Here is a 26,426-nt window from a genome sequence, read left to right on the forward strand (position 1 = left end):
CTACGCTTCAGCGGAAAGTACGGCGATGCCTTCGCCGCGCACATGGCCGACAGTCGTTACGACGGCATTACGCGCGCCTGCGGCCATCGGCTTTTCATAGGAGGCATCGAAGGGGGGCACCTTGGCCCCATTGGCCAGGGCAAGTGCTGCAAAAGCGATCCCGAGCGGAAACTGGCTTTCCAGCCCGTGGCCGGAAATGCCGGAATAGGCACGAATAGCCGCGGCTGGAAGCTGGGCTTCCAGCACCGCCTTTTCGCGTTCTGCAAGATCATGGATTGCCGTCGTGCCGGAAAAGACGACGGTCGTTGCGTCCGGAACCTGCTTGGCGGGTGCAAGCATGCGCTCGAGCCGCGCTTCGAGTTTACCATCGTCGCGCCGGCCGCGATCACCTTCGACCGAATCGATGGTCGCATAGATCCGTGCTCCGCGGCCTTCCGCATGGGCGCGCGATTCAAGCACGATGAAAGCGCTCAGCGAGCCCATGATTATGCCGCCGCCGTCTTCCGGCTTGCGCGACCAGAGCGGATGCCAGTCGCCGATGGCGTGCGCATTGATCGACTCGATCAAGAGGATCATGTCCAGACGTTCGGCCGAAAACGCGCCGCCGACCAGCGCATGGGTCGATTCACCCGACTTGATGCGGTGGAAGGCCGTCTCGATGGCGGAAACGCCGGAGGCTTCCTCACCCATGAAAGTGCGTGACGAACCCGTGACCTTGTGGACGATCGAGATATTGCCGGCCAAAAGGTTCGAAAGCTGCGCCAGAAACAGCGTCGGCCGCAGCTCGGTCGTCAGCTTCTCGTTCAGCAGCAATTCGCGATCGTTGCGCTTCAACCCTTCGTTGACGATCAACGTGTCGACATTCGTATCACGCTCACCGCCGCCGGCCGCGACAATCATGTCCATGCTGCCGCAGGCTTCCAGATCATCCTTGAAACCGGCATCATCGAGCGCCAGGCCGGCGGTGAAGACGCCGATGCGCTGCCAGTTTTCCATCTGGCGCTGGTCGCCACGCTTGGGGATTTGCTGCGACCAGTCGATCTCAGGCAGCGGGTGGACCGGATATGGCTTGAACTTTTCGGTCTCGACGATGGTCGGTGGCGCCTTGTCCGCGGTCAGCAGTGCGACATGCGCATCCTTGCCGACACCCTGGCAGGTGACGATGCCGACACCTGTGATCACCACATCATTCTGAGCCTTGCTCATTCATCAATCCTCTTCGAATGCGGCACCCGCAAGCCGGTAGCGTCAACCGTTGGCGGCGATGGCGTCGAGAAGCCCGACCTCACTCGCCCGCTTGCGCACGATATCGGCGAGCGGCACCTCATTAAACGGCATGGTGCGCAGCTTCAACTGCGCATCGCAGATCTTCTTTCCGGCAATGGTGATACGCGCCTTGGTCACCGCGAAACCGGAACCATCGTGCTCCAGCTCGGCTTCGATATCCAGCTCCGCCTCCGGCTCGACGAATGTCCGCATCTTGGCGCCATCGACCGACATCAGGAACGGCATATAGGTAAACTTCGTGGCGGCAAGCACCAGCATGCCCGAGGCCTGCGCCATGGTTTCGATGAGGAGAACACCGGGAACCAGTGGCATGCCGGGAAAATGGCCTTCGAAAACCGGGCTTTTCGCCGGAACGACGGAATGCGCCTTCAACAGACCCTTGGACAGATCGACCGACTCGACCTTGTCGATCATCTGGAAATATTCCAGCAGCATCAACGCCTCCGCTCCGACCCGACGGCGCACAATGCTACGGGCGGGATACGCTATTTAAGAATGAAACCGCCCGGCCGCCATATTCAGGGGCGGCTGGGCGACAAAAAAAATGCAAGGATGTTGCTCAGCCCTTGGCGGCGCGCAATTCATCGATCTTGGCGCAGAGATTCTTCAGCACGAAGTACTCTTCGGTCGAAACCTTGCCTTCGTTGACTTCCTGCGTCCACTGCTCGAGCGGGATCTTGATGCCGAATTCCTTGTCGATGGCGAACACGATGTCCAGGAAGTCGAGGCTGTCGATGCCGAGATCGTCAATCGTGTGGCTTTCCGGAGTGATCGTAGCCCGGTCGATTTCGCTGGTCTCAGCGATGATGTCGGCAACTTTGTCAAATGTAGCAGTCACTGCCCATACCTCTTGAAATAATAATTCAATCCCCCTCATAGGGAAATCCATTCCAAAAGCCAATGGTTTCCACCAGAAACCCCGGCAATTTGGCAGGTGACTGTTGCGCAAACAGCAAAACCGCGCTCACATCACAATTAAGGAGATCGCAGCCGACATGCGTGCAAGCTGCGGCGGCATTGTGGCATGCCGGCATTTGCTGCGAAACTTGCCCGATCTAGCCCGTTACTCGCTTATGACAATGCGCGTATTGTGAAGTCCCACATCCGATGCCATCGAGAAAAAGGTCGCGGCATTGCGTGTCTCAAGCCGTACACAGCCATGTGATGCAGGCCTGCCCAGCTGCCTGACCTCGTAAGTGCCGTGGACTGCGTAGCCGCCATTGAAGAATACCGCATAGGGCATGGGCGCATCGTCGTATTTCTTCGAACGATGATCCTTCGAAAGCCATTTGGCCGTGTAAGCGCCGACCGGCGTCACATAACCTCTGCGCGCCGTCGACACTTTCCAACGATACTTGAAAACACCGTCTTCCGAGACTGTCATTGTTTGCGAGCGAAGATCGACAGTCGCAAGAACCGTTCCTCCGCTAGCCGATCCAGCGTGCAATAGTGTAGGCAGACATGCAATGGCAGCCATCATTACATATTTCATCTTATCCCCTCCGACCGTTTGCTTCTTCTTGAAGCAATTCAGACGATGGGAGACCTTATCACAATGTGAATTATACCACATTAATACATATAGTGATAAATCTGTTAATGGTGGCAGCCGCTCATAGCATCAGCAGAAAGCCCAAAAAGGCGAGAAACGTCAGCATCGAGCATGCCGAATAGAAGATCGAAATCCCCGCCTCTATATCGCTGACGGTGGCGGTGTCGCGACCAGCGCCATTGATCATCGGTTCGCGCACGAGTTCGCCGCCATAGATCCGCGGCCCCGCGAGCTGGATGTCCAGCGCACCCGCCATCGCCGCTTCCGGTCGGCCGGAATTCGGGGACCGATGCAGCCCGCCATCCCTCACCGCGACGCGGATGGCATTTCCAAGCGCCGAAATCCCGCGCTTGGCGAGCGCACCGACGGCGATCAGCAGGATCGACAGCCGCGCGGCCGGCCAGTTTGCGAGATCGTCCAGCCGGGCGGCAGCGCGCCCGAAGTCGATATAGGTTTCGGATTTATGGCCGATCATCGAATCAGCCGTATTGAGCATCTTGTAGAAAAACAGGCCCGGAAGGCCGAAAATGCCGTACCAGAGCGCCGGCGCCACGACTCCATCGGAAAAGTTTTCGGCAAGACTTTCGATCGCCGCGCGGCAGACGCCAGGTTCATCCAGGGTTTCGGGATCGCGACCGACGATGCGCGACACGGCAAGACGGCCACCTTCCAGGCCATTGGTCCGCAATGCCTGCGACACCTCGCCGACGTGATCGGCCAGGCTCTTCTGCGCCAGGAACACCGCGACAAGCGCCGCTTCGACCAAAATACCAAGCCAGCCGAAAAAGGCGAGCAGCCCATGCACCGCCCAGCCGGCAATAACAGCTCCCATCAGCAAGGCAACGATCGACATGATACCGTTGCGACGGCGAAGCACGCCGGACAGGTCCTTTCCGTTGAACCGTCGATCGAAGGAAGAAATCGCCTTGCCGAACAGCACCACGGGATGCGGGAAGCGCTGCCACAGCCAGTCGGGATCGCCGACGATGCGATCCAGCAGCAGGGCTAGGACAAGAATAAGCAAATGTTCGTCGGCGCTCATGTCGAATAATCCTCAAGAGCATGATGCCGAAAAGTGTGAGCAGTTTTCGGACGACATCATGCTCTACTTATTTGTTTCTGGAGCGGATTCAGATTTTAGGTCGAACAGACCTAAAATCATCCGACTCCAGTGCCCCGGCGAGTCTGCGATCCGCCTGTTCATCCGGAGCAAGACCGAAGCGCAGCCAATGAGGCGCATAATCGAGCTTGCGGACCAGAATATGGTGGCGGCAGAGATGCGTATATATCCTCTCGGCACGGTCGTCCGCAACAAGCGTGAACAAAGCCGTGCCTCCGGCAACATGCAGATGTGATTGACGGAGAACCGTCTCCAGCCCGCGATGTCGTTGCAGAATGCGGTCGCGGATGCCGCTGGTGTCACGCTCCATCAGCGATGCCGCGATCGACAGCGCCGGGCCTGACACCGCCCAGGGGCCGAGCCAGTCCTCGAAACGAGCCATGATAGAGGGTTCAGCAATCACAAAGCCGAGCCGCAGGCCGGCCAGACCGAAGAACTTGCCGAAGGAGCGGAAGACGATGAGGCCCGGCATGGAGCCGGCATAAGGTGCGATGCTCGCCGCCGGCTCGACATCGCCGAAGGCCTCATCAACAAGCAGAATGCCGCCTTGCCTGTGTTGCCTGTCATGCAGATCCCGCAATTGATCGAGCGACAACATCCGCCCGTCCGGATTGTTGGGATTGACGACGACCACAAGCCCATCATCCGCGGTCAGATCGGCAATTCCGGAAACCTGACGCACCTTAAGGCCCGCGAGTGTGAAAGCCCGGGCATATTCACCATAGGTCGGCGATAGAACGGCGATGCTTCCGCCAGGAACTAGCCTTGGAAGCAATTGGATGACCGATTGCGTGCCCGGAACCGGCAAGGGCAGGATGTCACCGCTGCGGTAATATCCCCTCGCCGCCTCGCGCGCCCGCTCCTGCAGATGCTGGTCTGGCAGCCGATGCCAGGCCGAGACAGGCACCTCCGGCAAGGAAACGGGATTGGGATTGATGCCGGTCGACAAATCCAGCCAATCTTCCGGCCGCCCACCATATTGACGCGCCGCCGCGGTGATGCCGCCGCCGTGGACGATCCTGTTGGTCATGCAGGCTCCCCGGCAAGATCGATCAGATGCATATAGGAACCCGCGACATTGGCGCGCTGCAGGCCTGCAGCGCCGAGATCCGCACCGAGTGCATCCTTGACCGCAAACAGGCGGTCCGCCTCGCCTTCCGAAACGATCGTCGAATAGTGAAACTCATGCGCCGTCATTGGTTGGTCGAAGAACGAGCCCACAAGAGGCGTCAAGCGCCGGTAGCCCAGATGGCGCTGCCGCTTCTCGTAGCTCGTCACAACTGGCAGGAGACCGAGCATCGCGTGGCGTGCGCCTGCGGCATCCACCAAGCCGTCGCCAAGCACCATATAGCCGCCGCATTCGCCATAGATGCGCGCCCCGCGCGCTGCCGCGTCTCTCACTCCCGCAAGAAAATTATGGGCGCTCGCAAGTTTGCCTGCATGCAGTTCGGGATAACCGCCAGGCAGATAGACGGCATCCGCATCTGCTGCCGGCGCTTCGTCTGCCAAAGGGGAAAAGAAGGAAATCTCCGCGCCGCGCCGCCGCCAGCCGAGCAGCATATGCTCGTAGCAAAACGCGAATGCGATATCGCGCGCCACCGCGATACGCTGCCCGAGTGGCATCAGCCGCGCGATATTGGCGGCCGACGGGTGCACGACATTCTGCTGGGCCGCCCGCAGCAACAGCTCGAAATTGCATGCCTTCGACACGATGCCGGCCGCGGACTCGATAAATTGCTCCAGCGCGGCGTGCTCTCCGGCCTGCACAAGCCCGAGATGCCTTTCAGGCAGCGTCAGGTTCTTGTCACTGCCCATGACGGCGAAAATGGGCATTCGCACGGCGTCGAGCGCACGGCGCAGCATTGCCTCGTGCCGCTCACTTGCGACCCGATTGAGCACGACGCCGGCGATACGAATATCGGCGCGGAAGTTGGCAAAACCGCTGACGACAGCCGCCACCGAATGTGACATGCGCGAGACATCGATAACCAGCACGACGGGAAGGCTCAGTAAGGCCGCAAGATCGGCCGGCGTGCCGGAACCGTCAGCGGCGCCATCGAACAGGCCCATCATGCCCTCGATGACAAGCATCCGGCCACCGGCGCGATGAAGCGCCGAGTTGGCGGATATAAGTTCGGGACGCATGGCCCAGGGATCGAAATTGAGACAGGGCGAGCCCGCCGCTGCCGCGTGAAAGGCCGGATCGATATAATCGGGACCGGCCTTACCGGATGCAACGGCAATGCCCCTCTGCCGCAACGCCCTCAAGAGGCCAAGCGTAAACGTTGTCTTGCCGGAGCCCGATGCCGGTGCGGCAATCAAGAGGCCACTCATGCCGACTCCTTGCGCCCGGCTCCAGCCCGCCCCTCCGTTGCCGGCAGAAGCTTGCGCCCGGAAAGAGCGCCGAGCCAATCGAGCGACGGGCGCAGCTTTACGACGTCACCGACGACCACGATGGCAGGCGGCTCCAGGCCGGAGGCCTCGATATCAGCCGTTGCGCGCCCAAGCGTCGTTTCCAGCACCTGCTGCGAAGAGGTGGCGGCATTGCAGACGAAAGCGACAGGCTCATCCGCAGAACGGCCAGCAGCAATGAGATTGGCGGTGATCTGGGCGATATGTTTCATCGCCATATACATGACGATGACAGGCGATCCCTTGCCGATCGCCTCCCAGTCGATGGCGTCAGGCACGACGCCGGACGAATCATGGCCAGTCAGGAACGTAACAGCATGATTGACGTCGCGATGGGTGACCGGAATGCCGGCATAGGCAAGCCCGCCGATGCCGGCCGTGATGCCGGGTACGATACGGAAGGGAATACCGTGCTCCACGAGCATCAGCGCTTCCTCGCCGCCCCGCCCGAAAACAAAGGGGTCTCCTCCCTTCAGGCGCAGAACGCGTTTGCCGGCGCGCGCCAGCTCCACCAGCCGCAGCGAAATATCCCGCTGCTTGGCTGAAGGCTTGCCGCCGCGTTTGCCCGCATATTCCAGCACGGCGCCCGGCCGCGCGAGCTTGAGGCAATCCTCGTTCACCAATGCGTCGTGTACGATGATATCCGCCTCGGCCAGTCCCTTGGCCGCCAGCAGAGTCAACAGGCCTGCATCTCCAGGCCCGGCACCGACCAGCCAGACGGAGCCCGGCTCAAGCACCGGCAGATTGGAAAATGCAGTGTCATTCATCTCATTTGTCCTATGCCCGCATGGCTGAAATTGCAACGTTGAGAACGGGATAAGACGACGCGAACCTGGCATCCGTTCCCTCGCCAACACTACGCAATAGAAACCTTCGGCATGAGCGATAGCACGCTATGGGCTTTTCCAACGGCGACAGGACATGGAAACCTATGCCAATCAAGCGAGCGGCTTTGCGGACTCAATATGTCCGAAAACTCAAATAACCATATGATAACTCGCCGGAATGGCTGTTCAATGGAGCCAGGGATGGCGGAGGGGACGCGATCGCCCCCTCCTTATCTGCCTTAGTGCTTTACCTTGCCCAGAATCACATCACGGATAAGGTCGATGACCTGCTGCGAGCGGATGCCCGTGCAGGCGATCTGGCTCGGCAGATTGTCCCAATCACCCGGCGGAAAGTGGCGGCCGTCCTGCTTGATGATCGTCTGACCATCGGCGATACCGCCGCAGACGACACGGATCGAACCGTTGATCGTGTCGAACAACTCCGGCGCCACGACATAGACGCAGGCGCAGCTGTCGTGAACCATCATGCCGTCTTCGACCGCATGCTTGTAGAAATCGATGTAGGATTGCGACAGATCCGACAGCAATTGCACGGACGGGCCACCGGCCTTTGCCATATCGGCCAGATAGCTGCGGCTCATGGTCGTGATCGACGTGACGTCGAGACCGACAACGACCACCTTCCACGGTGCCGTCATGACGAAATCGGCAGCTTCCGGATCGCCATGGATATTCGCCTCGGCCACTGGGCTGACATTGCCCGGCACATAGAAGTTGCCGCCCATGATGACGACATCTTTTACAAGCGAGGCGATTTCGGGATCGTGCTTCAGGGCCAAGGCAAGATTGGTCATGCGACCAACGGCGACCAGCGTCACCTCACCTGGGTTGGCGCGGACAGTATCGATAATGAACTGATAGGCAGGTCGCGGATCGGCCGGCAGATCGATCGTGTCAGGCACCTCGATGTCACCGAGACCGTTGTGGCCATGAACCATCGTCGGCCATGCCCGTTCGTGCCGCGAGGGATCGAAGGTGACGCTGGCACCGCGGGCGACCGGACACGGAATATTCCACTCGCGCTTGAGGAATAGCGCGTTGCGGGTCGTCGTATCCACCGAGGCGTTGCCGAAAACCGTCGTTACACCGAGAAGGTCGATATCCGGGTGGCGATGAAGAAAGAGAAGCGCCATGGCGTCGTCAACGCCCGGATCCGTATCGTAAATGACCTTATGCATGATTTTTCCTTACCAATATACTGATTAAGCTTGATCTTCCGGAAATCTCCTCCCGTTTCTGATCATGCTCGAACTACCGGAATACACGAGAACCACGGCCGGCGAAATGCCGCCACGATGTCGCATGAGCCATTTGTGTGATGGCAACAGTGATTTCAGTCGTCACCCGATCCTGGCGATCGCGGCGGTGGCGAAATCCGATTTTATCTTGGGCAGGACAAGCTCCGCATCGGCACCGGCAGCCGCCAATGCGGCGGCTTCAGCGACGCCATGGCAGCCGACATGGGTGAAGACGACATCGGACGGGTTCCTCAGGCGTGGCGTCTCCCGCTCCAGCGCGGCTGCCTTGAAAAAGCGCACCGGCAGGCGAAAATGCGTCGCGACCTCCAGGATGGCAGGCTCGTCCATGCGTGTATCGATGGACACGACGGCTAGCAGCTCCTCGCGCCCGATTCCGACCTCCTGCATGGCTCGCTCCGCCAACAGGCGCACATGGTTCCAGTCCGTGCCGCTTTCGCAACCAAGGCCAAGGATATAGCGGCGGGCGGAATTGGCATATGTGGTCATGTTCGCTCCCAGCTGCGACAACCGATATCGCAGGTGTAGCCACCCTTTCCCGAGCCGTCAATTTCGCCCGATGTGTCCTACAGGCAATTGCCTTTAAGCCATCGAAGTGCAAGAAGGCGCGCTAATCTCCCGCCTTAGAGTTCCCGCCTTGCAAGACATTACCCTCCAGATCCTGCTCCTGCTCTTTGCCGCTGCCTTCTTTGCCGGTTTTGTCGATTCCATCGCAGGTGGCGGCGGGCTGGTCACGGTGCCTGCCATGCTGTTGGCTGGCATTCCGCCGCTGCAGACGCTCGGCACCAACAAGGTGCAGTCGATCTGCGGCGCCGCCTCTGCAACTATCGCCTATGCCCGGCAGGGGCATGTGCAGCTCCGCGAACAACTGCCGATGGCGCTGATGGCCGTGATCGGCGGCATGCTTGGCGCGATGCTGGCAACGATCATGCCGAGCTATGTTCTGCGCGTCATCCTGCCTTTCCTGCTGATCGCCATTGCGCTCTACTTCGCCATCAAGCCCAATCTCGGCGATATCGAAAAGCATCGGCGCATGAGTGCGGGGCTTTTCGGCGTGACCCTCGTGCCGCTGATCGGCTTTTACGACGGTGCCTTCGGACCAGGCACCGGTTCGTTCCTCATGCTGGCCTTCGTCACGCTCGCCGGCTTCGGCCTGCTGAAAGCGACGGCACATACGAAGCTGCTCAATTTCGGCTCGAATCTGGGCAGCCTTATCGTCTTCATCTTCTCCGGCGCCATTCTTTGGAAAGTCGGGCTGACGATGGGGCTCGGCCAGTTCCTCGGTGCCCAGCTCGGCTCGCGGCTCGCCATGCGCATCGGCGCGAAATTGATCAAACCGTTGCTGGTCGTCGTCTGCATCGCCTTCGCCGTGAAGCTGCTAGCCGACCCATCGCATCCCGTCAGGATCTGGCTCGGACTGTAAGATCAGAGCCTTTGATTACCTCCGACGTAATTGATAGTGCTTCGGTACGCGCCGATGATCGCCCTGCCTGAACGGTTCAGGCGAGCCAAAGGAGTTGACCGATGACCGATGCCACCACCATTGCCGACCGCTATATCGCCATCTGGAACGAGGCGGACACGGACCGCCGACGCGCCCTCATCGCCGAAGCATGGACCGAAAACTGCAGCTATATCGATCCGATGATGCGGGCCGACGATCGCGAGCAGATCCATGCCCTGGTCACGGCAGCGCATGAACGCTTCCCCGGCTTCCGCTTCACGCTGATCACCGAGGGCGACCGGCATGGCGACAACCTGCGCTTTTCCTGGGGATTTGGCCCTGTTGATGCCGAGCCGCTGATCAAGGGTACGGATTTCGCCATTCTCGAGGGAGATCGCCTGAAGTCCGTACACGGCTTCATCGACCAGCTGCCGGTAGCTGCATGATGGCGACAGCCCGCTCTCTCGGCGACCATCTGCGCGAATGGCGGCAACGCCGTCGTTTGAGCCAGCTGGAATTCGCCCTTGAAGCCGATATATCGCAACGACATCTCAGCTTCATCGAGAGCGGGCGCTCGCTTCCCAGCCGCGAGATGCTGATGCATCTCGCAGAGCGGCTCGGCGTTCCCTTGCGCGAGCGCAATCCCATGCTTCTGGCGGCAGGATTTGCTCCGGTCTTTCCCGAACGTAAGCTGGATGATCCTGCCCTTGCGCCGGCACGCCGCGCCATTGATATGGTCCTGAAGGGCCATGAACCCTTCCCGGCTCTGGCAATCGATCGGCACTGGACGTTGGTTGCCGCCAATGCAGCAGTTGCGCCGCTGCTTGCCGGTGTCGCCGATATCTCGCTGACCACCGCGCCGATAAATGTCCTGCGGCTCAGCCTGCATCCGGATGGGTTGGCGCCCCAGATCATCAATCTGGCGGAATGGCGCAACCATCTGCTGGAGCGCCTGCGCCAGCAGATATCAGCGACGGGCGACCCCGTGCTAGTGACGTTGCTGAAAGAGCTTTCCGCCTATCCAGCACCACCCATGCAGAAAACAGGCTCCATCGACCGGGATTTCGCCGGTATCGCGGTGCCGCTCGAACTCCTCACAGAAGCGGGCCGCCTCTCCTTCATCTCGACAACCACCATCTTCGGGACACCGGTCGATGTGACACTATCGGAGCTGGCGATCGAGTCCTTCTACCCTGCGGACACTGAGACCGCCGAACTGCTGAAGACGATGATCCCTGGCAGCTAGGGGAGCCTCGCAGTCAATCAGAATTCGACGCCCGGCTGCCCCTTGATGCCGGAGCGGAACGGATGCTTGATCAGCTCCATCTCGGTGACGAGATCGGCGATCTCGAACAGCTCTTCCTTGGCATTACGGCCCGTCAATACCACATGCGTCATGTAAGGCTTTTCGGCCTTCAGGAATTCGATCACCTCGTTGAGGTCGAGATAATCGTAGCGAAGCGCGATGTTGATCTCATCCAGCAGCACCATGGAGTTGCGCTCGTCCCGGATCAGTTCCTTGGCCTTCTCCCAGGCGGCTCCTGCCGCCGCCACGTCGCGGGCGCGATCCTGCGTCTCCCAGGTGAAGCCCTCGCCCATCGTATGGAATTGGCAGACATCGGAGAAATGCTTCTCGATCAGGTCGCGCTCACCGGTCCACATGGCGCCCTTGATGAACTGTACGACGGCGCAGGGTTTGCCATGGGCGATATGCCGGAAGATCATGCCGAAGGCGGCGGAAGATTTACCCTTGCCCTTGCCCGTATGGACGATGATCAGACCCTTCTCGTCCGTCTTCGACGCCATGATCTTGTCGCGCGCGGCCTTCTTCTTGGCCATCTTGTCGGCATGGCGAGCGTCGTCGTTCTTGGGTGCCTCAGTGCCGGTTTCGGCCAATTCGTCACTCATTGCGTTCTCCCTGATATAATAGATTTTTGTGCCAGCGGCCCGCCACGCCAGAGGTAGAGTGCCACCAGCGGTGTCGCTTCCGTCTGCATGGCATGGGGGATGTTCGAGGGATGATGGATCACCTCGCCAGACCAGCGCGGCAGGAAAGGCTGCCCATCCTTGCTCCACTGCGAACCATCCGTCAGCGGGATATAGATTTCCTCGGCCTGATGATGGTGATCCGGATAATGCACATCAGGCCCAAGCAGCAGAAAGCCGCCGGCCATGTCATCGCTCGCGAAATGCCCGCGCGTGCCGAAGAGCTCGACCCAGCCATATTTCTGCAGAAAGTCGCCACCGAAATCGGTGATGCTGTAGGTCTGGGCCCAATGCAAACTGCTGGCGGTGTTGCGAAGCCTGGCAAACAAAGTTGACTCCGGCTCCTTGCTCGGCCGATGAGGCTCGCGAAGATAACTGACAACAGGCAGATCGCGCGGCACAATAGGCCGCTCCTCCATCGACCATTGAAAGCCTTCGATGAAATGCCCGAGCATCGGATCGCTGCGCAACAGGAGATAGTCGCGGAATACAGTCAAAAGGTCGTTGACCGCGCTCAAGCCGCAACCTCCTTGCCCGGTTTCAGGCTCTCCAGATCAAAATGCGCCGAGTTGCTTCTCGGCGTCCAGAGATTGCGATCGATTGCCTCCAGCAGACGTTCCTTCAAGTCGCGCAGCGCCGCCGGATTTTTCTCCGCCATGAAATCGCGCACCCGCTGATCGACGACGAAGGCCTGATAGACTGCCTCGAAATGATGGTTGCGAACCGCTCCTGTCGTCGCAGCGAAAGCGAACAGATAGTCCACAGTCGCCGCAATCTCGAACGCGCCCTTATAGCCATGCCGCATGACGCCATCGATCCATTTCGGATTGACGACGCGTCCGCGCACCACCCGGCCGATCTCCTCTTCCAGCGAGCGAATGACAGGCTTTTCCGGGCGTGAATGGTCATTGTGATAGATCGACGGTCGCGTGCCTGCCAGCTGTTCGGCAGCGGCGGCCATACCGCCCTCGAATTGATAATAGTCGTCGCTGTCGAGCAGGTCGTGCTCGCGATTATCCTGGTTCTGCACGACAGCCTGGATCGAGCGCAATCGCTCCTCGAACACCCCGCGCTCCGCCCTTCCTTCCTCGCCGGCGCCATAGGCATAGCTGCCCCAGACCAGATAGGCTTCGGCCAGATCCGCGCGCCGCTCCCAGCCCTTCTCGTCGATCAACGCCTGCAGGCCAGCGCCGTAAGCGCCGGGCTTGGACCCGAAGATGCGGTAGCCGGCGCGACGACTGGCGGAGACCACATCTAGACCCGCCGCTTCCAGCCTCGCGATCTCGCCGCGCATGCGCGCTGCGATCGGATTATCAGTCGCACCCTCCTCGAGCGCCCCGACAGCCCGGATCGCCTTGTCGAACAAAGCGATCTGTTCGGGAAAGGCATCGCGAAAGAAGCCGGAGATGCGCAGCGTGACGTCGACGCGCGGCCGCCTAAGCATTGCCGGCGGGATGATCTCGTAGCCGGTGACGCGCCGCGAGCTCATGTCCCAGACCGGCTTGACACCGATCAGCGCCAGCGCCTGCGCGATATCGTCGCCGCCCGTGCGCATGTTCGATGTGCCCCAGGCGGTGAGGCCAAACGAAACGGGCCACTCGCCATGGTCCTGAACATAGCGGCGTATCAGCAGTTCGGCGGATTTCTTGCCGAGCTCATAGGCCGCCGGCGTCGGAACGGCGCGACTGTCCACCGAATAGAAATTCCGCCCGGTCGGCAACACATCCGGCCTGCCTCGCGTCGGTGCGCCTGACGGGCCGGGGGGGACGAAACGGCCGTCAAGGCCCTTCATCAGCGCGGCGATCTCCGCTTCACCGCAGGCAAGGATGGATGGCTTCAGGCGGGTTTCGATCTCGGCGAGAACAGCGCTTGCGTGGGGCCAGTTCACCGGGCAGGCGATTTCGCCTGACACGAATTGAGCAGCCAGAAGTTCGACACGCTCGACAGTATCGCCCTGGGTACGCCAGGGGGCGTCGGAAATATTGGCGAGGATATCTGGACGCTGGCCAGTCCAGTCCGCCGCCATATCGCAATCCAATGGATCGAATGGTGTTCGTGGAGGGATACCCCCCTCTGTCAGCTTTGCTGACATCTCCCCCACAAGGGGGGAGATCAGAGGGAGTATGCCGCTCCACTCTCCTGATCTATCACCAATAGTATCAGCAGCCTCGACCTCAGTTTGGTCCGAGGAAGCACCGCGAGCTAACGATCTCCCCCCTTGTGGGGGAGATGTCGCGACCGCGACAGAGGGGGGTACCGCGCCCTCCGCACTTCCATACCCCAACGCATCCCGCGCAATCGCACGCTGCAGGCTCTGGTCGCCGCCCTCGCCCAAGCCACGCGGCACGCGCGCCAAAGCCACCGTCAAATCCGTCAGCAACCGCCCGGATGGCGAAACACCGAAAATGTGCAGGCCGTCGCGGATCTGCATTTCCTTGAGGTCGCAGAGATAGGCGTCGAGTTTCTTCAACGCCTCATCCTCGCCTTCGTCCTTGGCAATGCCGGCATCCTGATCGAGACCGATATCGGCGACGAGGTGCAAAATCTGCTTGCGCAGCAGACGAATGCGGCGTGGATCGCCACCGGACGCCTCGTAATATTCGTCGACCAGTGCCTCCAGATCCTTCAGCGGGCCATAGCTTTCGGCACGCGTCAACGGCGGCGTCAAATGGTCGATGATCACAGCGCTGGTGCGACGCTTGGCCTGCGTGCCCTCGCCGGGGTCATTGACGATGAACGGGTAAAGATTGGGCAGCGGCCCGAGGATCGCCTCGGGATAGCAGGTTTCGGAGAGCGCCAGCGCCTTGCCCGGCAGCCATTCGAGATTGCCATGCTTGCCCATGTGGATAACGGCATGGGCATCGAAGGATCGGCGCAGAAAAGCATAGAATGCGAGATAGCCGTGCGGCGGAACCAGATCCGGAGAATGGTAACTCTCCTTTGGATCGATATTGTAGCCGCGCGCCGGCTGAATGCCGACGAGCACATTGCCGAAGCGAGTAAATGGCAGGGCAAAGGAACCATCCAAGGCATAAGGGTCTGCCTCAAGATCGCCCCAACGATCCGTAATTTCCTCTTGAATCTGCTTCGGAAGCGATGAGAAGAAACCCCTGTATTCGCTGAAGCAAAGCCTTTCGCGAACGACACGGCCGTCATGCCCTGAATTTGTAGGGCCATCCGCCAAATGCCGCATCAGCGCGTCACCATCTTCCGGCACGTCGGTTACAGGATAGCCTGCCGCCTGCATCGCCTTCAGAACTTCGATCGTGCCGGCGGGGGTATCGAGCCCGACGCCGTTACCTAGTCGCCCGTCCCGGTTCGGATAGTTCGCCATGACAAGCGCGACACGACGATCTCGCGGCTGCGCATTGCGCAATCGAGCCCAGTTTGCGGCCAGCCGCGCCGTATAGCGCATGCGATCATCAAGCGGTTCGCTGGCAACGATGTTTGCCTCGACCCGCTCGTCGTAACGCGCCGCCGCCTTGAACGATACGGCACGGGCAAGCACGCGCCCATCGACCTCTGGCAGCGCGACATTCATGCCGAGATCGCGCGCGGAAAGTCCCTGCGACGATGCCTCCCAGGCCTCTTTTGACGAAGCGGAGAAGATTGCCTGCAGGACGATCGCCTCGCCCGACTCCAAGACTGTCGGTTGGCGATCCGCTCCCGGTGCGGACACCGCAAAGCCCGTCGTATTGACGACAACATCCGGCTTCAACTCGGCAAAAACGCTCTCCAGAATGCCGACTGAAACCGCATCCTTCAGGCTATAGGCGAACACAGGCAACGGCCGCATACCTTCGCCGATAAGCGCTTCGATCATCGCTTCGACGGGCCTGGTTTCACCGCTCTGGACCAGCGCACGATAGAAAGAAATAGCAACGGTCGGAGGTTCGAATTCTGCAGGGACAACCATCCCCACCTTGGAAAGGCTCTTCCACTCGTCGATCCCGATCGCGCCTCTGCCCGGCCACCAGATGCCAGCCTTCATCAAGGGGGCTGCGGGCATCGGCTTCTCGGCGCCCGAGAGCATCGCCTCGGCATAGGCCAGAAACGCCCTGGAGTTCGCCTCCCCACCCTCGATCAGATAGGACCAGAGCGCATTGAGATCATCGAGCGCGACATTGGAAAATGGCGTCAGCCCCGGATCGGGCTTTGAATCGCCCGGCAGCACGGCAATCGCCGCGCCGTAGCGCGCGGCGCAGGCATGCAGTGCCTCCAGCGCATAATGGAAATAGCTTGCACCTCCCAAAGCCCGCACGATGATCAGCTTCGCATGCCGCGCTGTCCGGTCGACATAGGTATCGACCGACATTGGATGCTTGAGGCTCATCAGGCTCGCAAGCCTCAGGGAACGGCCACCCTGCCCGTGCGCCGCGGCGATCGCCGCGAGCTCGGTATCGGCGGCCGACAGGAAAAGGATATCACCTGGCGTTTGGCCAAGATCGATCGCCTCTTCGCCGTCGCTGATCGTTCCCTTCTGGGCTAGCAGGAGATGCATGGCTCTGCCTTAGACCAGCGCTTCGATCGCCTTGCGCACGATCCGCTCGTCCATCTCATGCAGGCCGATGACGACTAGGCGCGTGGCGCGAGCCTCGCCGGGCGCCCAGGCACGATCGAAATAGGTATCGATGCGGCTGCCGACGGCCTGTAACTGCAGGCGCATCGGCTTGCCGGGCACGTCAACGAAGCCCTTTAGACGCAGTACGTCATGTTCCGAGATCACGCCCTTCAGCGCTTCGGTGAAAGCGGCCGGATCAGCAATGGGACCGAGCTCGACGACGAAGCTGTCGAACTCGTCGTGATCGTGCGGCGTTCCGTCTTCATGCTCCAGCTCATGGTGCGATTTGCGGTTGGCAATATCGCCTTCGGTGCCGATGCCAAGGCCGAGCAGGATTGCAGCTGGCACATCGCCATTCTTCGCCTCGATGATCGTCGGCTTGCGCACCGTGCGTGACGCGACTTCGGCGCGAACGCGGCCGAGGCCGGCGACATCGATCAGGTCGGTCTTGTTGAGAACGATCAGATCGGCGCAGGTCAGCTGATCCTCGAACAGTTCCTCGATCGGGCTTTCGTGATCGAGCGAATCGTCTTCGACGCGGCGGGCCTCGACAGCATCGTGATCATCGGCAAAACGGCCGGCTGCAACGGCGGCGCTATCGACCACGGTGATGACGCCATCGACGGTGACGTGGGTGCGGATATCAGGCCAGTTGAAAGCGGCGACCAGCGGCTGCGGCAGTGCCAGACCCGACGTCTCGATGACGATATGGTCTGGGCGGGATTCGCGCTCGAGCAGCTTCGTCATGGTCGGGATGAAATCGTCGGCGACGGTGCAGCAGATGCAGCCATTGGTCAGCTCGATAATATCGTCTTCCGTACAGTTCTCCGCGCCGCAGCCCTTGAGCACATCGCCATCGACGCCGAGATCGCCGAATTCGTTGATGATGAGGGCGATCTTCTTGCCGCCTGCATTCTGCAAGAGATTGCGGATCATCGTCGTCTTGCCGGCTCCCAGAAAGCCGGTGATGACGGTTGCGGGAATCTTTTCCTGGTTCATATGCATCAACCCTTCATTTTCAGCGGCAATCCCGCTGCGATAAAATAAACTTCGGCACTCGCCGCCGCGACCATCTGGTGCAGTCGGCCGGCATGATCGCGAAATTCGCGCGCCATGCGATTTTCGGGCACGATTCCGAGCCCGACCTCGTTGGAGACGAGAACGAGCCGCGATCGTGCCTTCGGCAAAAATTCGGTAAGAGCGGCAAACTCGGTTGCCATATCCCGCTCGGCCATCATCAAATTGGTGACCCAGAGCGTCAGGCAATCCACCAGCACGGCGCGACCGTCGGCGTCGATCGCGGCCAGCCGCGCGACGAGATTAATCGGCTCCTCATGCGTCTGCCAGAGATCGCCGCGGTCGGCACGGTGTTGCGCGATCCGATCGCGCATCTCGTCATCCCAAGCCTGCCCTGTCGCCACATAGTGGCGCTCTAACCCGGTGTCCGAAACCAGCGCTTCAGCGAATCGCGATTTGCCGGAGCGCGCGCCGCCGAGGACGAACATGGCTTGGGAACTCAAAGCGGACATGGGTTGTTCTCGCTCGCAGCAGCGGGCAAAGGCGGAATCCGGCCAAATCCGAAAAAGGGGCGACTGCACGCCCAAAACTCGTTTCTCGCCATGACAACCTCCGTGCTGGCAGCGGAACCAATGTCCCTGGAAAGGCTCTGCGCCCGGCACGTATGGCAGGTCTCCTGGCTCGCGGATAGTGGCGCGACGGGGGCAGACCGAAACCGGTCGCCCCCGATCGTACACCAGCGGATCTTTCTCGCCTTCCCGGCAAGACATCATGAAAAGGCGGACGATTCGTAGACAATAGAGGCGTCCAACCTCGGTAGATCATGATGCCACACCAGTGGCTTTTCCGGCTTGACGTTGCTCCGCCTGTTCGCACCATGCGAACCATCGGCGGGATGGCCATCAAACCGGACGAAAGACCCTGACCGCTCTACAGTCGCGGGGTCGGCTGTGATGAGAACGCCCGGCTTGGGTCCGTCCCGTCACATTCCCTTTTCATCCCATGCGGCAGATCGCCGCTCAGGAACCATTCGTTATGCCGGCAATGATTAGGCTTTCACTTAGTTCAAGTCAATCAACGACATGGATGCGACATTGCATGTTCCAGCCGCGAACTTGCCGCATAATCACTGAAAACGCCGGTCTTTTTGCCGCATTTCTTTGATGTTAGGAGTTTATAGAGGTTAAGCCCTCATCTTCTAGAAGAAACGTGTCGTCCGCTCCCAATGTTGCAGAAATTCCAACCCCGTCGCCTCGGCGTGTTCTCGGCCCTATTCGATCTTGGTCGATTTAGAGCATTACTGCGTCGTGGTGAGTTAGGACTCGTTTTCGCTGGCGCGCTCGTAGGCGTCGTATCCGGCTGCGCCGTGACGGCCATGAGCTTCGTCTCCCGCAAGCTGCACAGCCTCATCTACGGGATTACGGATTATGAACGCCTAAGCTCGGCGGCAGTGGCCATTCCCGACAAGTCGGTGTTGCTGATAGCACCGGTGGCAGGCGGCATCATTCTCGGCATCCTGCTCTATATTCTGTCCCGCACCCGCAAAAAACCGATGGTCGACCCGATCGAAGCCAATGCGCTGCATGGCGGGCGCATGTCGCTCACCGATAGCATCATTGTCGCCGTGCAGAACCTCATCTCGAATGGCTTCGGCGCCTCCGTCGGGCTTGAGGCCGGCTATACGCAGCTTGCCGCCGGCATCGCCTCGAAGTTCGGCTACAAGATGCAGATGCGCCGTGCGGACCTGCGCATGCTTGTTGGCTGCGGTGCGGCCGGCGCCATCGCCGCCGCCTTCAACGCGCCCTTGACCGGCGCCTTCTATGCCTTCGAGCTGATCATCGGCACCTATTCCATCCTGACCCTGACGCCTGTCGTTGTCTCCGCCCTGATATCGACGATGATCGCAAGGCTGCTCGCCGGCGACGATTTTGCCATCGATATCGGCCATTTCGGCGCAATCGTGCCGGCGGATTACCTGCCTGCTGTCTTACTCGGCGCCTTCTGCGCCGGCATCGGCATCCTGATCATGCAGGGCGTTGCCTGGGTCGAGGAACTGGCGCGCAAGAGTTCCATCGCGCCGCCCTTCCGCCCGGCGCTTGGCGGCCTGTTCGTCGGCTTGCTCGCCTTGATATCGCCTCAGGTTCTGTCAGCCGGCCATGGCGCCTTGCATCTCAATCTCTCCAGCGACGTCACCCTCTGGGCGCTGGTCAGTCTTTTCGTCTTGAAATCCCTCGCCTCGGCAGTGTCGATCGGTTCCGGCTTCAGAGGTGGTCTGTTCTTCGCGTCGCTGTTCATGGGCGCGCTGCTGGGCAAAATCTTTGCCTATTGCGCCCCCTATTTCGATCACGCCACGCTGACGCCGGTCGTCTATGCCGTGGTCGGCATGAGTGCGCTTGCCGTCTCGATCATCGGCGGCCCCTTGACGATGACCTTCCTGGCGCTGGAAATAACCGGCGACTTCCCGATCACCGCGCTGGTGCTGGCTGCCGTCATCACCTCTTCTCTCGTGGTGCGCACGACCTTCGGCTACTCTTTCGCCACATGGCGCTTCCATCTGCGCGGCGAAAGCATCCGCAGCGCCCACGACGTCGGCTGGATCCGCAACCTCACCGTGGCCCGCATGATGCGCCCCGATGTGCATACGGCTGACGTCGGTATGAGTATCGAGGAGTTCCGGAAGACCTTCCCGATCGGCTCGGCGCAGCGCGTCATCCTGATCGACGAGAAGGAGAAATACTCCGGCATGGTGCTGGTGCCGGACGTCTATGCGAGCCCGGTCGAGAAGGATGACGAGGAACATGGCCTTTCAGACTTCATCCGCCTGCGCGCCGAATTCCTGCAGCCGCAGATGAACGCCAAGCAGGCCGCCGCCATGTTTGAGCAAACCAAGAGCGAAGCGCTCGTGGTCGTCAACGATCTGATCGAACGCAAGGTCGTGGGATTGCTGACCGAAAGCTATACGTTGCGCCGCTACAGCGAAGAACTCGACCGGCGGCGCCGCGAAGTCTCCGGCGAGCTTTAATTGACGAGACTATCGAGCCAGGCGGGATCAAGCACGCTCTCGAGCTCGATCGCGATCTCGTCGAGTGCTGCGTCGACGCCGGCGCGATAGTCGGTCCGCTCGCCGCTGAGACCGAAGCTTTCGAGCAACTTTGCACGATACGCATCGCTGCCGAAGAGCCCGTGCAGGTAAGTCCCCATGATGCGCCCATCTGGTGACAGCGCACCATCCGGCCGCCCATCGATGACGGTCGAGGGCCGCTCGCAGTCCGCGCCGCTGGTCACGCCCAGATGGATCTCATAACCGGATAGAGGCACGTCGTATTCCCTGGAGAGGGCTAGGCTGTTGCGGACAGTTTTCTCCGGCGCCATTTCCGTCTCGATATCGAGCAGGCCCAGACCAGGCGTTTCGGTCACAGAGCCTTCGATACCATGCGGATCGTAGACCATGCGGCCAAGCATCTGATAGCCGCCGCAGATGCCGATGACGCGGCCGCCACGACGCACATGCGCGGTGATGTCGCGATCCCATCCCCGCTCGCGCAGATCAAGAAGGTCACCGATGGTTGACTTCGATCCCGGCAGAACCACGAGCCCCGCATCGACAGGCAGACGTTCACCGGGACGGACGAAAACGAGATCGACGTCGGGCTCGGCCCGCAGCGGATCAAGGTCATCGAAATTGGCGATACGCGAGAGCATCGGCACGGCAATCTTCAAGGCGCCGGACGAACCGCGCGCCAGCCGTTCCAGCACGACGGAATCCTCGGCCGGGAGCCGGGCGGCTGCCTTCAGCCATGGCACGACGCCATGGCACTGCCAGCCAGTAAAGCCGCCGATCACGTCTATGCCCTCTGCAAACAGCGAGACGTCGCCGCGAAACTTGTTGATGATGTAGCCACGGATCATCCGCCGGTCTTCTTCCGGCAAGATATGATAGGTGCCAACCAGCGACGCGATCACACCGCCGCGGTCGATATCGCCGACCAGCACGACCGGAACGTTGGCGCGTGTCGCAAAGCCCATATTGGCAATGTCGCCTCGTCGCAAGTTGATCTCGGCCGGTGAACCCGCCCCCTCGACGATGACGAGGTCGGTCCCCGCGCGGATCGCGGCAAAGCTTTCCAATACCGCTCCGAGCAATTGCGGCTTGAGCGCCTGATAATCCCTGCCCTTGGCGTGGCCCCACACCTTTCCCTGCACGATGATCTGGCTGCCGACATCCGACTGCGGCTTCAGCAGCACCGGGTTCATGTGTACGGATGAAGGAACGCGTGCCGCCAGCGACTGCAGCCACTGGGCACGGCCGATCTCGCCACCGTCCTCGGCAACGGCCGCATTGTTGGACATGTTCTGAGGCTTGAACGGACGGACCCTGACGCCCCTGTTGGCGAACAGGCGGCATAGTCCGGCGACCAATACCGTTTTTCCGACATCGGAGCCGGTCCCCTGCAGCATGATCGCCTTTGTCATTCCTCGTCGCTCCAAGATGGTGTAGCCCTTGAAAATCCGGCATTTCGCCTTGATTTTGCCGCGATCTCTAACGGCTGGAAGCCGCCGGTACGATACAAAAATGCATCATTCTCAATCATGCTCTGTTTGCGACACCGGATGACGATTTCATCCATTGTTAGTTATGAGGAAGAGGATTATCTCCACCGCGAAAACAAACAACGGAACCGGCCGATCCGGCTTAGAGGATACCCCAATGCTCTTCATCTTCAACAGACAGAATTCCATCCAGATCGCCTGGAATGGCAAGCTGCCGGTCCGTCGCCCTGAAAGCCGCCTGCAGCAGCTCGACACGCGTTTTGGTACGGTCGGCTTCATCCGCACCTACAGCGTCGGCTGATATCCAGTCAAGCCGCAAGCCCTGCGCGACAAACCACGCACGACAAGCCGCCATGCGACCGCATCGGCGGCTTTACTTTTGCTCTCCATGACGGATGAACATCGGCTCTCGGACAGGCCGGCCTGGACCCATGGAAAATGCAGGCACCAGAAACGCGAAAACCGCGCGATCCGGAGATCGACGCGGTTTGCCAAAAAACGCCGGCTTCCCTGCACATACGCCGCAAGGTTCGCTTTCCCCGGTACGCATTACCTGATCCGGAGAAGCAGCGGTGTCCCCCGCCACGCATTGATTGATAACCCGACATCGTTACTGGAGGGTTATTAAGTGCTTAACTAAGAATGAATTCGAAAACTTTTTTGAAAATTTTCTCATTCGCGCTGCGAAATCGCAAACGACGCAAATGGAATAAAAAACGTCTTTCAGGGGCGCGATATTTTAATCATACTTATCTCCACCGGCGCTGGAATGCCTCGCCGGACCGTCCTGATGCCCATTTTGCAGCCGTGAATAGTAGAAAATAGGCTAATTCAGACGCTTATATCGTCTTCTCCAAGAGGCGCGATAAGTCCATTTGGCTGGCAGGCTGTTGATTTCTTCCCTCAAATCCTTAGGCTGCCGGTCGTCGATGCAAAGAATGCCCGACCGCGACAGGGTTCCGCGGTCGCAAAAAGACCAGATGCACGACGGCAGCAAAGGGGACCGTGCGGGCGTCGTCAGCGGCGTATGAACGGTTGTGGTTGAACCACGCTGACAGGGGATCGACAGACATCGTACGTGCGTGAAGTCGATTTCCGCAACGCAACGAAAAATTGGGAGACATCATCAAATGAAGAAGCTTCTCGCTTCCGCTATTTTTGCATTCGGCGCCTATGCTTTGGCTGGCTCGGCGCATGCTGCGGAATGTGGCGACGTATCGATCGCCGAAATGAACTGGGCCTCCGCCGGCGTTGCCGCTCAGGTCGACAAGATCATCCTGCAGAACGGCTATGGCTGTAACGTGACGCTGGTAACCGGCGACACGCAGCCGACCTTTACCTCGATGGACGAAAAGGGCCAACCGGACGTCGCACCGGAGCTTTGGGTCAATGCCGTGCGCACCGCACTCGACAAGGCCGTGTCGGAAGGCCGCCTGATAGAAGCAGCACCGCTGCTGAGCGATGGCGGCGTCGAGGGATGGTGGATTCCGAAGTTCCTTGCCGACGCGCATCCGGATATCAAGACCGTTCAGGACGCATTGAAGCATCCAGAACTTTTCCCTGCCCCGGAAGATCCGTCCAAGGGTGCAGTTTATGACTGCCCGGCAGGCTGGAACTGCCAGATCTCGACCACCAACCTCTACAAGGCACTCGGCGCCGACAAGCTCGGATTTACGCTTGTAGACACCGGTTCGGCAGCTGGCCTCGACGGCTCGATTGCCAACGCTTTCGAAAAGAAGAGCGGCTGGCTCGGCTACTACTGGGCTCCGACCGCCATCCTCGGCAAGTACGACATGGTGCGCCTGAGCTTCAACGTCCCGCACGACAAGAAGGAATGGGACGCTTGCACGGCGATCCAGGATTGCGCCAACCCGAAGGTGAACTCCTATCCGGTTTCCGACGTCTATACCGTCGTGACCAAGGGTTTTGCCGCGAAGGCCGGCGTTGCCATGGACTACGTCAAGACCCGCAAGTGGGATAACGCCACCGTCGGCAAGGTTCTGGCCTGGATGACCGACAATCAGGGTACCAACGAGGACGGCGCCAAGTACTTCCTCAAGACCTACCCCGATATGTGGACGAAGTGGGTTTCGGCCGACGTCGCCACCAAGATCAAGGCGTCGCTCTGATCTGCATGAAAGAATCGGCGACAGGCATATGCCTGTCGCCGTTCTGATATTTTCTGGACGAGGCCGACACTCATATCGACACAGCGACATGGCTGCAGGTCGCAACGAGTGCAGATTGAAGCCGGCAAATGTAGTAAGAATTGAAAAGCAGCCTGAAGAACCGGTCGCAGCGCTGCAATACCTTTCGTGCATGAAGGCCACATGCGCGGACAGGGATAGAACCGGATCAAGAAGGGGAAATACATGGCTATCCAGTGTACGATCCTGCCGGACGTGCTTTGCAATTTTCCGGCAATAGACGAGTCGATCATACGCGCCGCGCGCAAGAATATTGATGATGGGTTCAGGGCATCCGTGCGAGCCTACGGCAACCTCATCGATTCCATCGTCCAGCCGCTCCAATGGTTCCTGAACTATCTGGAATGGCTGTTCACCAACACGCCGTGGTTCATCGTGCTCATCGTCATGATGCTCGTCGTCTATGCCGCCAGCCGCAATCTCAAGATCGTCATCGGCACGGCGATATCCATGACTCTCATCGGCGTCTGCGGCCTTTGGGGCGACACCATGATCACGCTTGCGATGGTGACGGTCTGTACGCTCATCGCGATCGTCATCGGCCTGCCGATCGGCATATTGATGGCTCGCTCCGACCGACTGCAATCGATCGTCAATCCGATCCTCGACGTGATGCAGACGATGCCGAGCTTCGTCTATCTCATTCCCGTCGTCGTCATCTTCGGCATCGGCAAGGTTCCGGGCCTGATCGCCGTCGTCATCTACGCCGTCCCACCGATGATCCGACTGACCAATCTCGGTATCCGCCTCGTTGATCGGGAAGTGCTCGAAGCGGCCGATGCCTTCGGCTCGTCCAACCGGCAGAAACTGTTCAACGTGCAGATCCCGCTGGCGCTGCCCACCATCATGGCCGGTATCAATCAGACCATCATGATGTCGCTTGCCATGGTCGTGGTCGCTTCCATGGTCGGTGTCGGCGGCCTCGGCAAGAACACGCTGCAGGCAATCAACAACCAGTTCTTCACCGTCGGCTTCCTCAACGGCTTTGCGCTGGTGGCGATCGCCATCATTTTCGACCGTACGAGCCAGGCCTATGGCAGACGGCTCCAGAAGCACTCGGAGGTCATTCATGGCTAGTCACGCGATCCAGATCAAAAACCTGTACAAGATTTTCGGCCGTCGCGGACATGACTACGTGGATCGAGTGAAGAACGGCATGGGCAAGGCGGAGCTCAACGAGGCACACGGCCATGTGCTCGGCCTACAGGACATCAGCATCGACATGCCGGCCGGTGCGATCACCGTCGTGATGGGCCTTTCCGGCTCCGGCAAATCGACGCTGATCCGCCACATCAACAGGCTGATCGAGCCGACCGTCGGCGAAGTGCTCTATGACGGTGTCGACGTCTGCAAGATGAATGAAAATGCCCTTCGCGAATTCCGCCGCCACAAGACGGCGATGGTGTTCCAGAAATTCGCCTTGCTGCCGCATCGCACAGTCCTTGAGAACACCATTTACGGTCTGGACATTCAGGGCGTGCCGCGCGCCGAGGGCGAGAAGAAAGGTCAGTACTGGATCGAACGCGTCGGCCTCAAAGGCTTTGAAAGGCACTTTCCCAACCAGCTCTCCGGCGGCATGCAGCAGCGCGTTGGCCTTGCCCGCGCTCTGACCAATGACGCCGACATCCTGCTGATGGACGAAGCCTATTCGGCACTCGATCCGCTGATCCGCGTCGACATGCAGAGCGTACTGCTCGATCTGCAAAAGGAATTGAAGAAGACCGTCGTCTTCATCACCCATGATCTCGACGAGGCGCTTCGCCTTGGCGACAAGATCGCGATCCTGCGCGACGGCAAGGTCGTGCAGCAGGGAACAGGTCAAGAGATCGTGCTGCGGCCCGCAGACGACTACATTACCGCTTTCGTCAAGGAGGTGAACCGTGGTCGTATCATCCAGGCACAGACTATCATGAAGCCGCTTTCCGGAGAGCCCGGCGGCACGCGCGTGCCTGCCGAGATGACGCTTGAAATTGCCGCAAAGCAGATAACGGAAGCGGGCCAGACGGGCGCCATCGTTACCGATGCCGGCGGCAAGCCCGTCGGTGCCATCGACCTGCAAAGCATCATCGCAGCGATGGTCACGCCGACAAGCCACGAGACAACGCAAATGGCAGCGGCTTAGCAACATCGCCATTGGATTTATGAAGGAGCGCCCTGCAAGGGGCGCTTTTTTCTTCCGCGGGCG

General features: G+C 60.0%; 24 protein-coding genes. 8 read left to right on the plus strand and 16 right to left on the minus strand.

Annotation, left to right across the window (positions count from 1 at the left end; all coding sequences use genetic code 11):
• From ACQZ6F_RS07425 to ACQZ6F_RS07470, 10 genes are all read right to left on the minus strand, one after another.
• Nucleotides 1-1,206 carry a beta-ketoacyl-ACP synthase gene (locus tag ACQZ6F_RS07425; protein WP_449092257.1) on the minus strand — a complete coding sequence of 402 codons (1,206 nt, stop codon included), beginning with the start codon at nt 1,204-1,206 and terminating at the stop codon, nt 1-3.
• Nucleotides 1,207-1,248: 42 nt separating this feature from the next.
• Entirely contained in the window at nt 1,249-1,722 is a 474-nt protein-coding gene (locus tag ACQZ6F_RS07430; protein WP_077468840.1) for a 3-hydroxyacyl-ACP dehydratase FabZ family protein, read from the minus strand.
• A 124-nt stretch (nt 1,723-1,846) separates the two neighbouring features.
• Nucleotides 1,847-2,125 (minus strand): acyl carrier protein, encoded by a 279-nt coding sequence (locus ACQZ6F_RS07435; protein WP_034477251.1) that lies wholly within the window; start codon nt 2,123-2,125, stop codon nt 1,847-1,849.
• A 225-nt stretch (nt 2,126-2,350) separates the two neighbouring features.
• Nucleotides 2,351-2,779 (minus strand): L,D-transpeptidase, encoded by a 429-nt coding sequence (locus tag ACQZ6F_RS07440; protein ID WP_449092256.1) that lies wholly within the window; start codon nt 2,777-2,779, stop codon nt 2,351-2,353.
• 121 nt (nt 2,780-2,900) lie between these two features.
• Nucleotides 2,901-3,881 (minus strand): adenosylcobinamide-phosphate synthase CbiB, encoded by a 981-nt coding sequence (gene cbiB, locus ACQZ6F_RS07445; RefSeq protein WP_449092255.1) that lies wholly within the window; start codon nt 3,879-3,881, stop codon nt 2,901-2,903.
• An 88-nt stretch (nt 3,882-3,969) separates the two neighbouring features.
• The gene (gene cobD, locus ACQZ6F_RS07450) at nt 3,970-4,989 is read right to left on the minus strand and encodes a threonine-phosphate decarboxylase CobD (RefSeq protein ID WP_449092254.1); all 1,020 of its coding nucleotides are present in this window, start codon (nt 4,987-4,989) and stop codon (nt 3,970-3,972) included.
• A complete protein-coding gene (locus ACQZ6F_RS07455; protein WP_449092253.1) occupies nt 4,986-6,293 on the minus strand; it encodes a cobyrinate a,c-diamide synthase in 1,308 nt (435 codons plus the stop codon). Before ACQZ6F_RS07455 ends, cobD begins: the two co-directional genes overlap by 4 nt.
• The gene (cobA, locus tag ACQZ6F_RS07460) at nt 6,290-7,138 is read right to left on the minus strand and encodes a uroporphyrinogen-III C-methyltransferase (RefSeq protein ID WP_449092252.1); all 849 of its coding nucleotides are present in this window, start codon (nt 7,136-7,138) and stop codon (nt 6,290-6,292) included. The genes ACQZ6F_RS07455 and cobA overlap by 4 nt, the downstream gene beginning before the upstream one ends.
• Before the next feature lie 299 nt (nt 7,139-7,437).
• The gene (locus ACQZ6F_RS07465; RefSeq protein ID WP_449092251.1) at nt 7,438-8,397 is read right to left on the minus strand and encodes a nucleoside hydrolase; all 960 of its coding nucleotides are present in this window, start codon (nt 8,395-8,397) and stop codon (nt 7,438-7,440) included.
• A 162-nt stretch (nt 8,398-8,559) separates the two neighbouring features.
• Nucleotides 8,560-8,964, minus strand: coding sequence for a cobalamin biosynthesis protein (locus ACQZ6F_RS07470; protein WP_449092250.1), 405 nt, complete (start codon nt 8,962-8,964; stop codon nt 8,560-8,562).
• A 148-nt stretch (nt 8,965-9,112) separates the two neighbouring features.
• Here ACQZ6F_RS07470 and ACQZ6F_RS07475 point away from each other — a divergent pair, with 148 nt between their 5' ends.
• The 3 genes from ACQZ6F_RS07475 to ACQZ6F_RS07485 all read left to right on the plus strand — a co-directional run bounded on the left by ACQZ6F_RS07475 (nt 9,113) and on the right by ACQZ6F_RS07485 (nt 11,165).
• Complete coding sequence (locus tag ACQZ6F_RS07475; protein ID WP_449092249.1) at nt 9,113-9,898, plus strand: TSUP family transporter; 786 nt, start codon at nt 9,113-9,115, stop codon at nt 9,896-9,898.
• A gap of 101 nt (nt 9,899-9,999) precedes the next feature.
• The gene (locus ACQZ6F_RS07480) at nt 10,000-10,365 is read left to right on the plus strand and encodes a nuclear transport factor 2 family protein (protein WP_077468851.1); all 366 of its coding nucleotides are present in this window, start codon (nt 10,000-10,002) and stop codon (nt 10,363-10,365) included.
• Nucleotides 10,362-11,165 (plus strand): helix-turn-helix domain-containing protein, encoded by an 804-nt coding sequence (locus tag ACQZ6F_RS07485; protein ID WP_449092248.1) that lies wholly within the window; start codon nt 10,362-10,364, stop codon nt 11,163-11,165. Before ACQZ6F_RS07480 ends, ACQZ6F_RS07485 begins: the two co-directional genes overlap by 4 nt.
• 17 nt (nt 11,166-11,182) lie before the next feature.
• Here ACQZ6F_RS07485 and cobO read toward each other — a convergent pair whose 3' ends face one another.
• The 5 genes from cobO to cobU are packed head-to-tail and all read right to left on the minus strand — an operon-like array spanning nt 11,183 to nt 17,995.
• Entirely contained in the window at nt 11,183-11,827 is a 645-nt protein-coding gene (cobO, locus tag ACQZ6F_RS07490; protein WP_449092247.1) for a cob(I)yrinic acid a,c-diamide adenosyltransferase, read from the minus strand.
• Nucleotides 11,824-12,423 (minus strand): dimethylsulfonioproprionate lyase family protein, encoded by a 600-nt coding sequence (locus tag ACQZ6F_RS07495; protein ID WP_449092246.1) that lies wholly within the window; start codon nt 12,421-12,423, stop codon nt 11,824-11,826. The genes cobO and ACQZ6F_RS07495 overlap by 4 nt, the downstream gene beginning before the upstream one ends.
• The gene (cobN, locus tag ACQZ6F_RS07500) at nt 12,420-16,406 is read right to left on the minus strand and encodes a cobaltochelatase subunit CobN (protein WP_449092245.1); all 3,987 of its coding nucleotides are present in this window, start codon (nt 16,404-16,406) and stop codon (nt 12,420-12,422) included. The genes ACQZ6F_RS07495 and cobN overlap by 4 nt, the downstream gene beginning before the upstream one ends.
• A gap of 9 nt (nt 16,407-16,415) precedes the next feature.
• Nucleotides 16,416-17,465 carry a cobalamin biosynthesis protein CobW gene (cobW, locus tag ACQZ6F_RS07505; RefSeq protein ID WP_449092244.1) on the minus strand — a complete coding sequence of 350 codons (1,050 nt, stop codon included), beginning with the start codon at nt 17,463-17,465 and terminating at the stop codon, nt 16,416-16,418.
• 5 nt (nt 17,466-17,470) lie between these two features.
• A complete protein-coding gene (gene cobU / locus ACQZ6F_RS07510; RefSeq protein WP_449092243.1) occupies nt 17,471-17,995 on the minus strand; it encodes a bifunctional adenosylcobinamide kinase/adenosylcobinamide-phosphate guanylyltransferase in 525 nt (174 codons plus the stop codon).
• A 713-nt stretch (nt 17,996-18,708) separates the two neighbouring features.
• On the opposite strand from cobU, the gene ACQZ6F_RS07515 reads away from it, so the two are divergent.
• On the plus strand, nt 18,709-20,505 hold the full coding sequence (locus ACQZ6F_RS07515; RefSeq protein ID WP_068398786.1) for a chloride channel protein: 1,797 nt from the start codon (nt 18,709-18,711) through the stop codon (nt 20,503-20,505).
• Here ACQZ6F_RS07515 and ACQZ6F_RS07520 read toward each other — a convergent pair.
• Complete coding sequence (locus ACQZ6F_RS07520; RefSeq protein ID WP_449092242.1) at nt 20,502-21,956, minus strand: cobyric acid synthase; 1,455 nt, start codon at nt 21,954-21,956, stop codon at nt 20,502-20,504. The two genes, ACQZ6F_RS07515 and ACQZ6F_RS07520, sit on opposite strands and share 4 nt — an antisense overlap.
• A gap of 235 nt (nt 21,957-22,191) precedes the next feature.
• On the opposite strand from ACQZ6F_RS07520, the gene ACQZ6F_RS07525 reads away from it, so the two are divergent.
• The 4 genes from ACQZ6F_RS07525 (at nt 22,192) to ACQZ6F_RS07540 (ending at nt 26,363) form a co-directional block, all read left to right on the plus strand.
• On the plus strand, nt 22,192-22,335 hold the full coding sequence (locus ACQZ6F_RS07525) for a hypothetical protein (RefSeq protein ID WP_168806842.1): 144 nt from the start codon (nt 22,192-22,194) through the stop codon (nt 22,333-22,335).
• Between the two features lie 829 nt (nt 22,336-23,164).
• Nucleotides 23,165-24,163, plus strand: a complete 999-nt coding sequence (locus tag ACQZ6F_RS07530; protein ID WP_068398780.1) for an ABC transporter substrate-binding protein — start codon at nt 23,165-23,167, stop codon at nt 24,161-24,163.
• 243 nt (nt 24,164-24,406) lie between these two features.
• On the plus strand, nt 24,407-25,318 hold the full coding sequence (locus ACQZ6F_RS07535) for an ABC transporter permease (RefSeq protein ID WP_077468863.1): 912 nt from the start codon (nt 24,407-24,409) through the stop codon (nt 25,316-25,318).
• Nucleotides 25,311-26,363, plus strand: coding sequence for a quaternary amine ABC transporter ATP-binding protein (locus ACQZ6F_RS07540; protein ID WP_449092241.1), 1,053 nt, complete (start codon nt 25,311-25,313; stop codon nt 26,361-26,363). Before ACQZ6F_RS07535 ends, ACQZ6F_RS07540 begins: the two co-directional genes overlap by 8 nt.
• Nucleotides 26,364-26,426 lie beyond the last annotated feature (63 nt).

It is taken from the genome of Rhizobium sp. A22-96, from assembly GCF_053521805.1.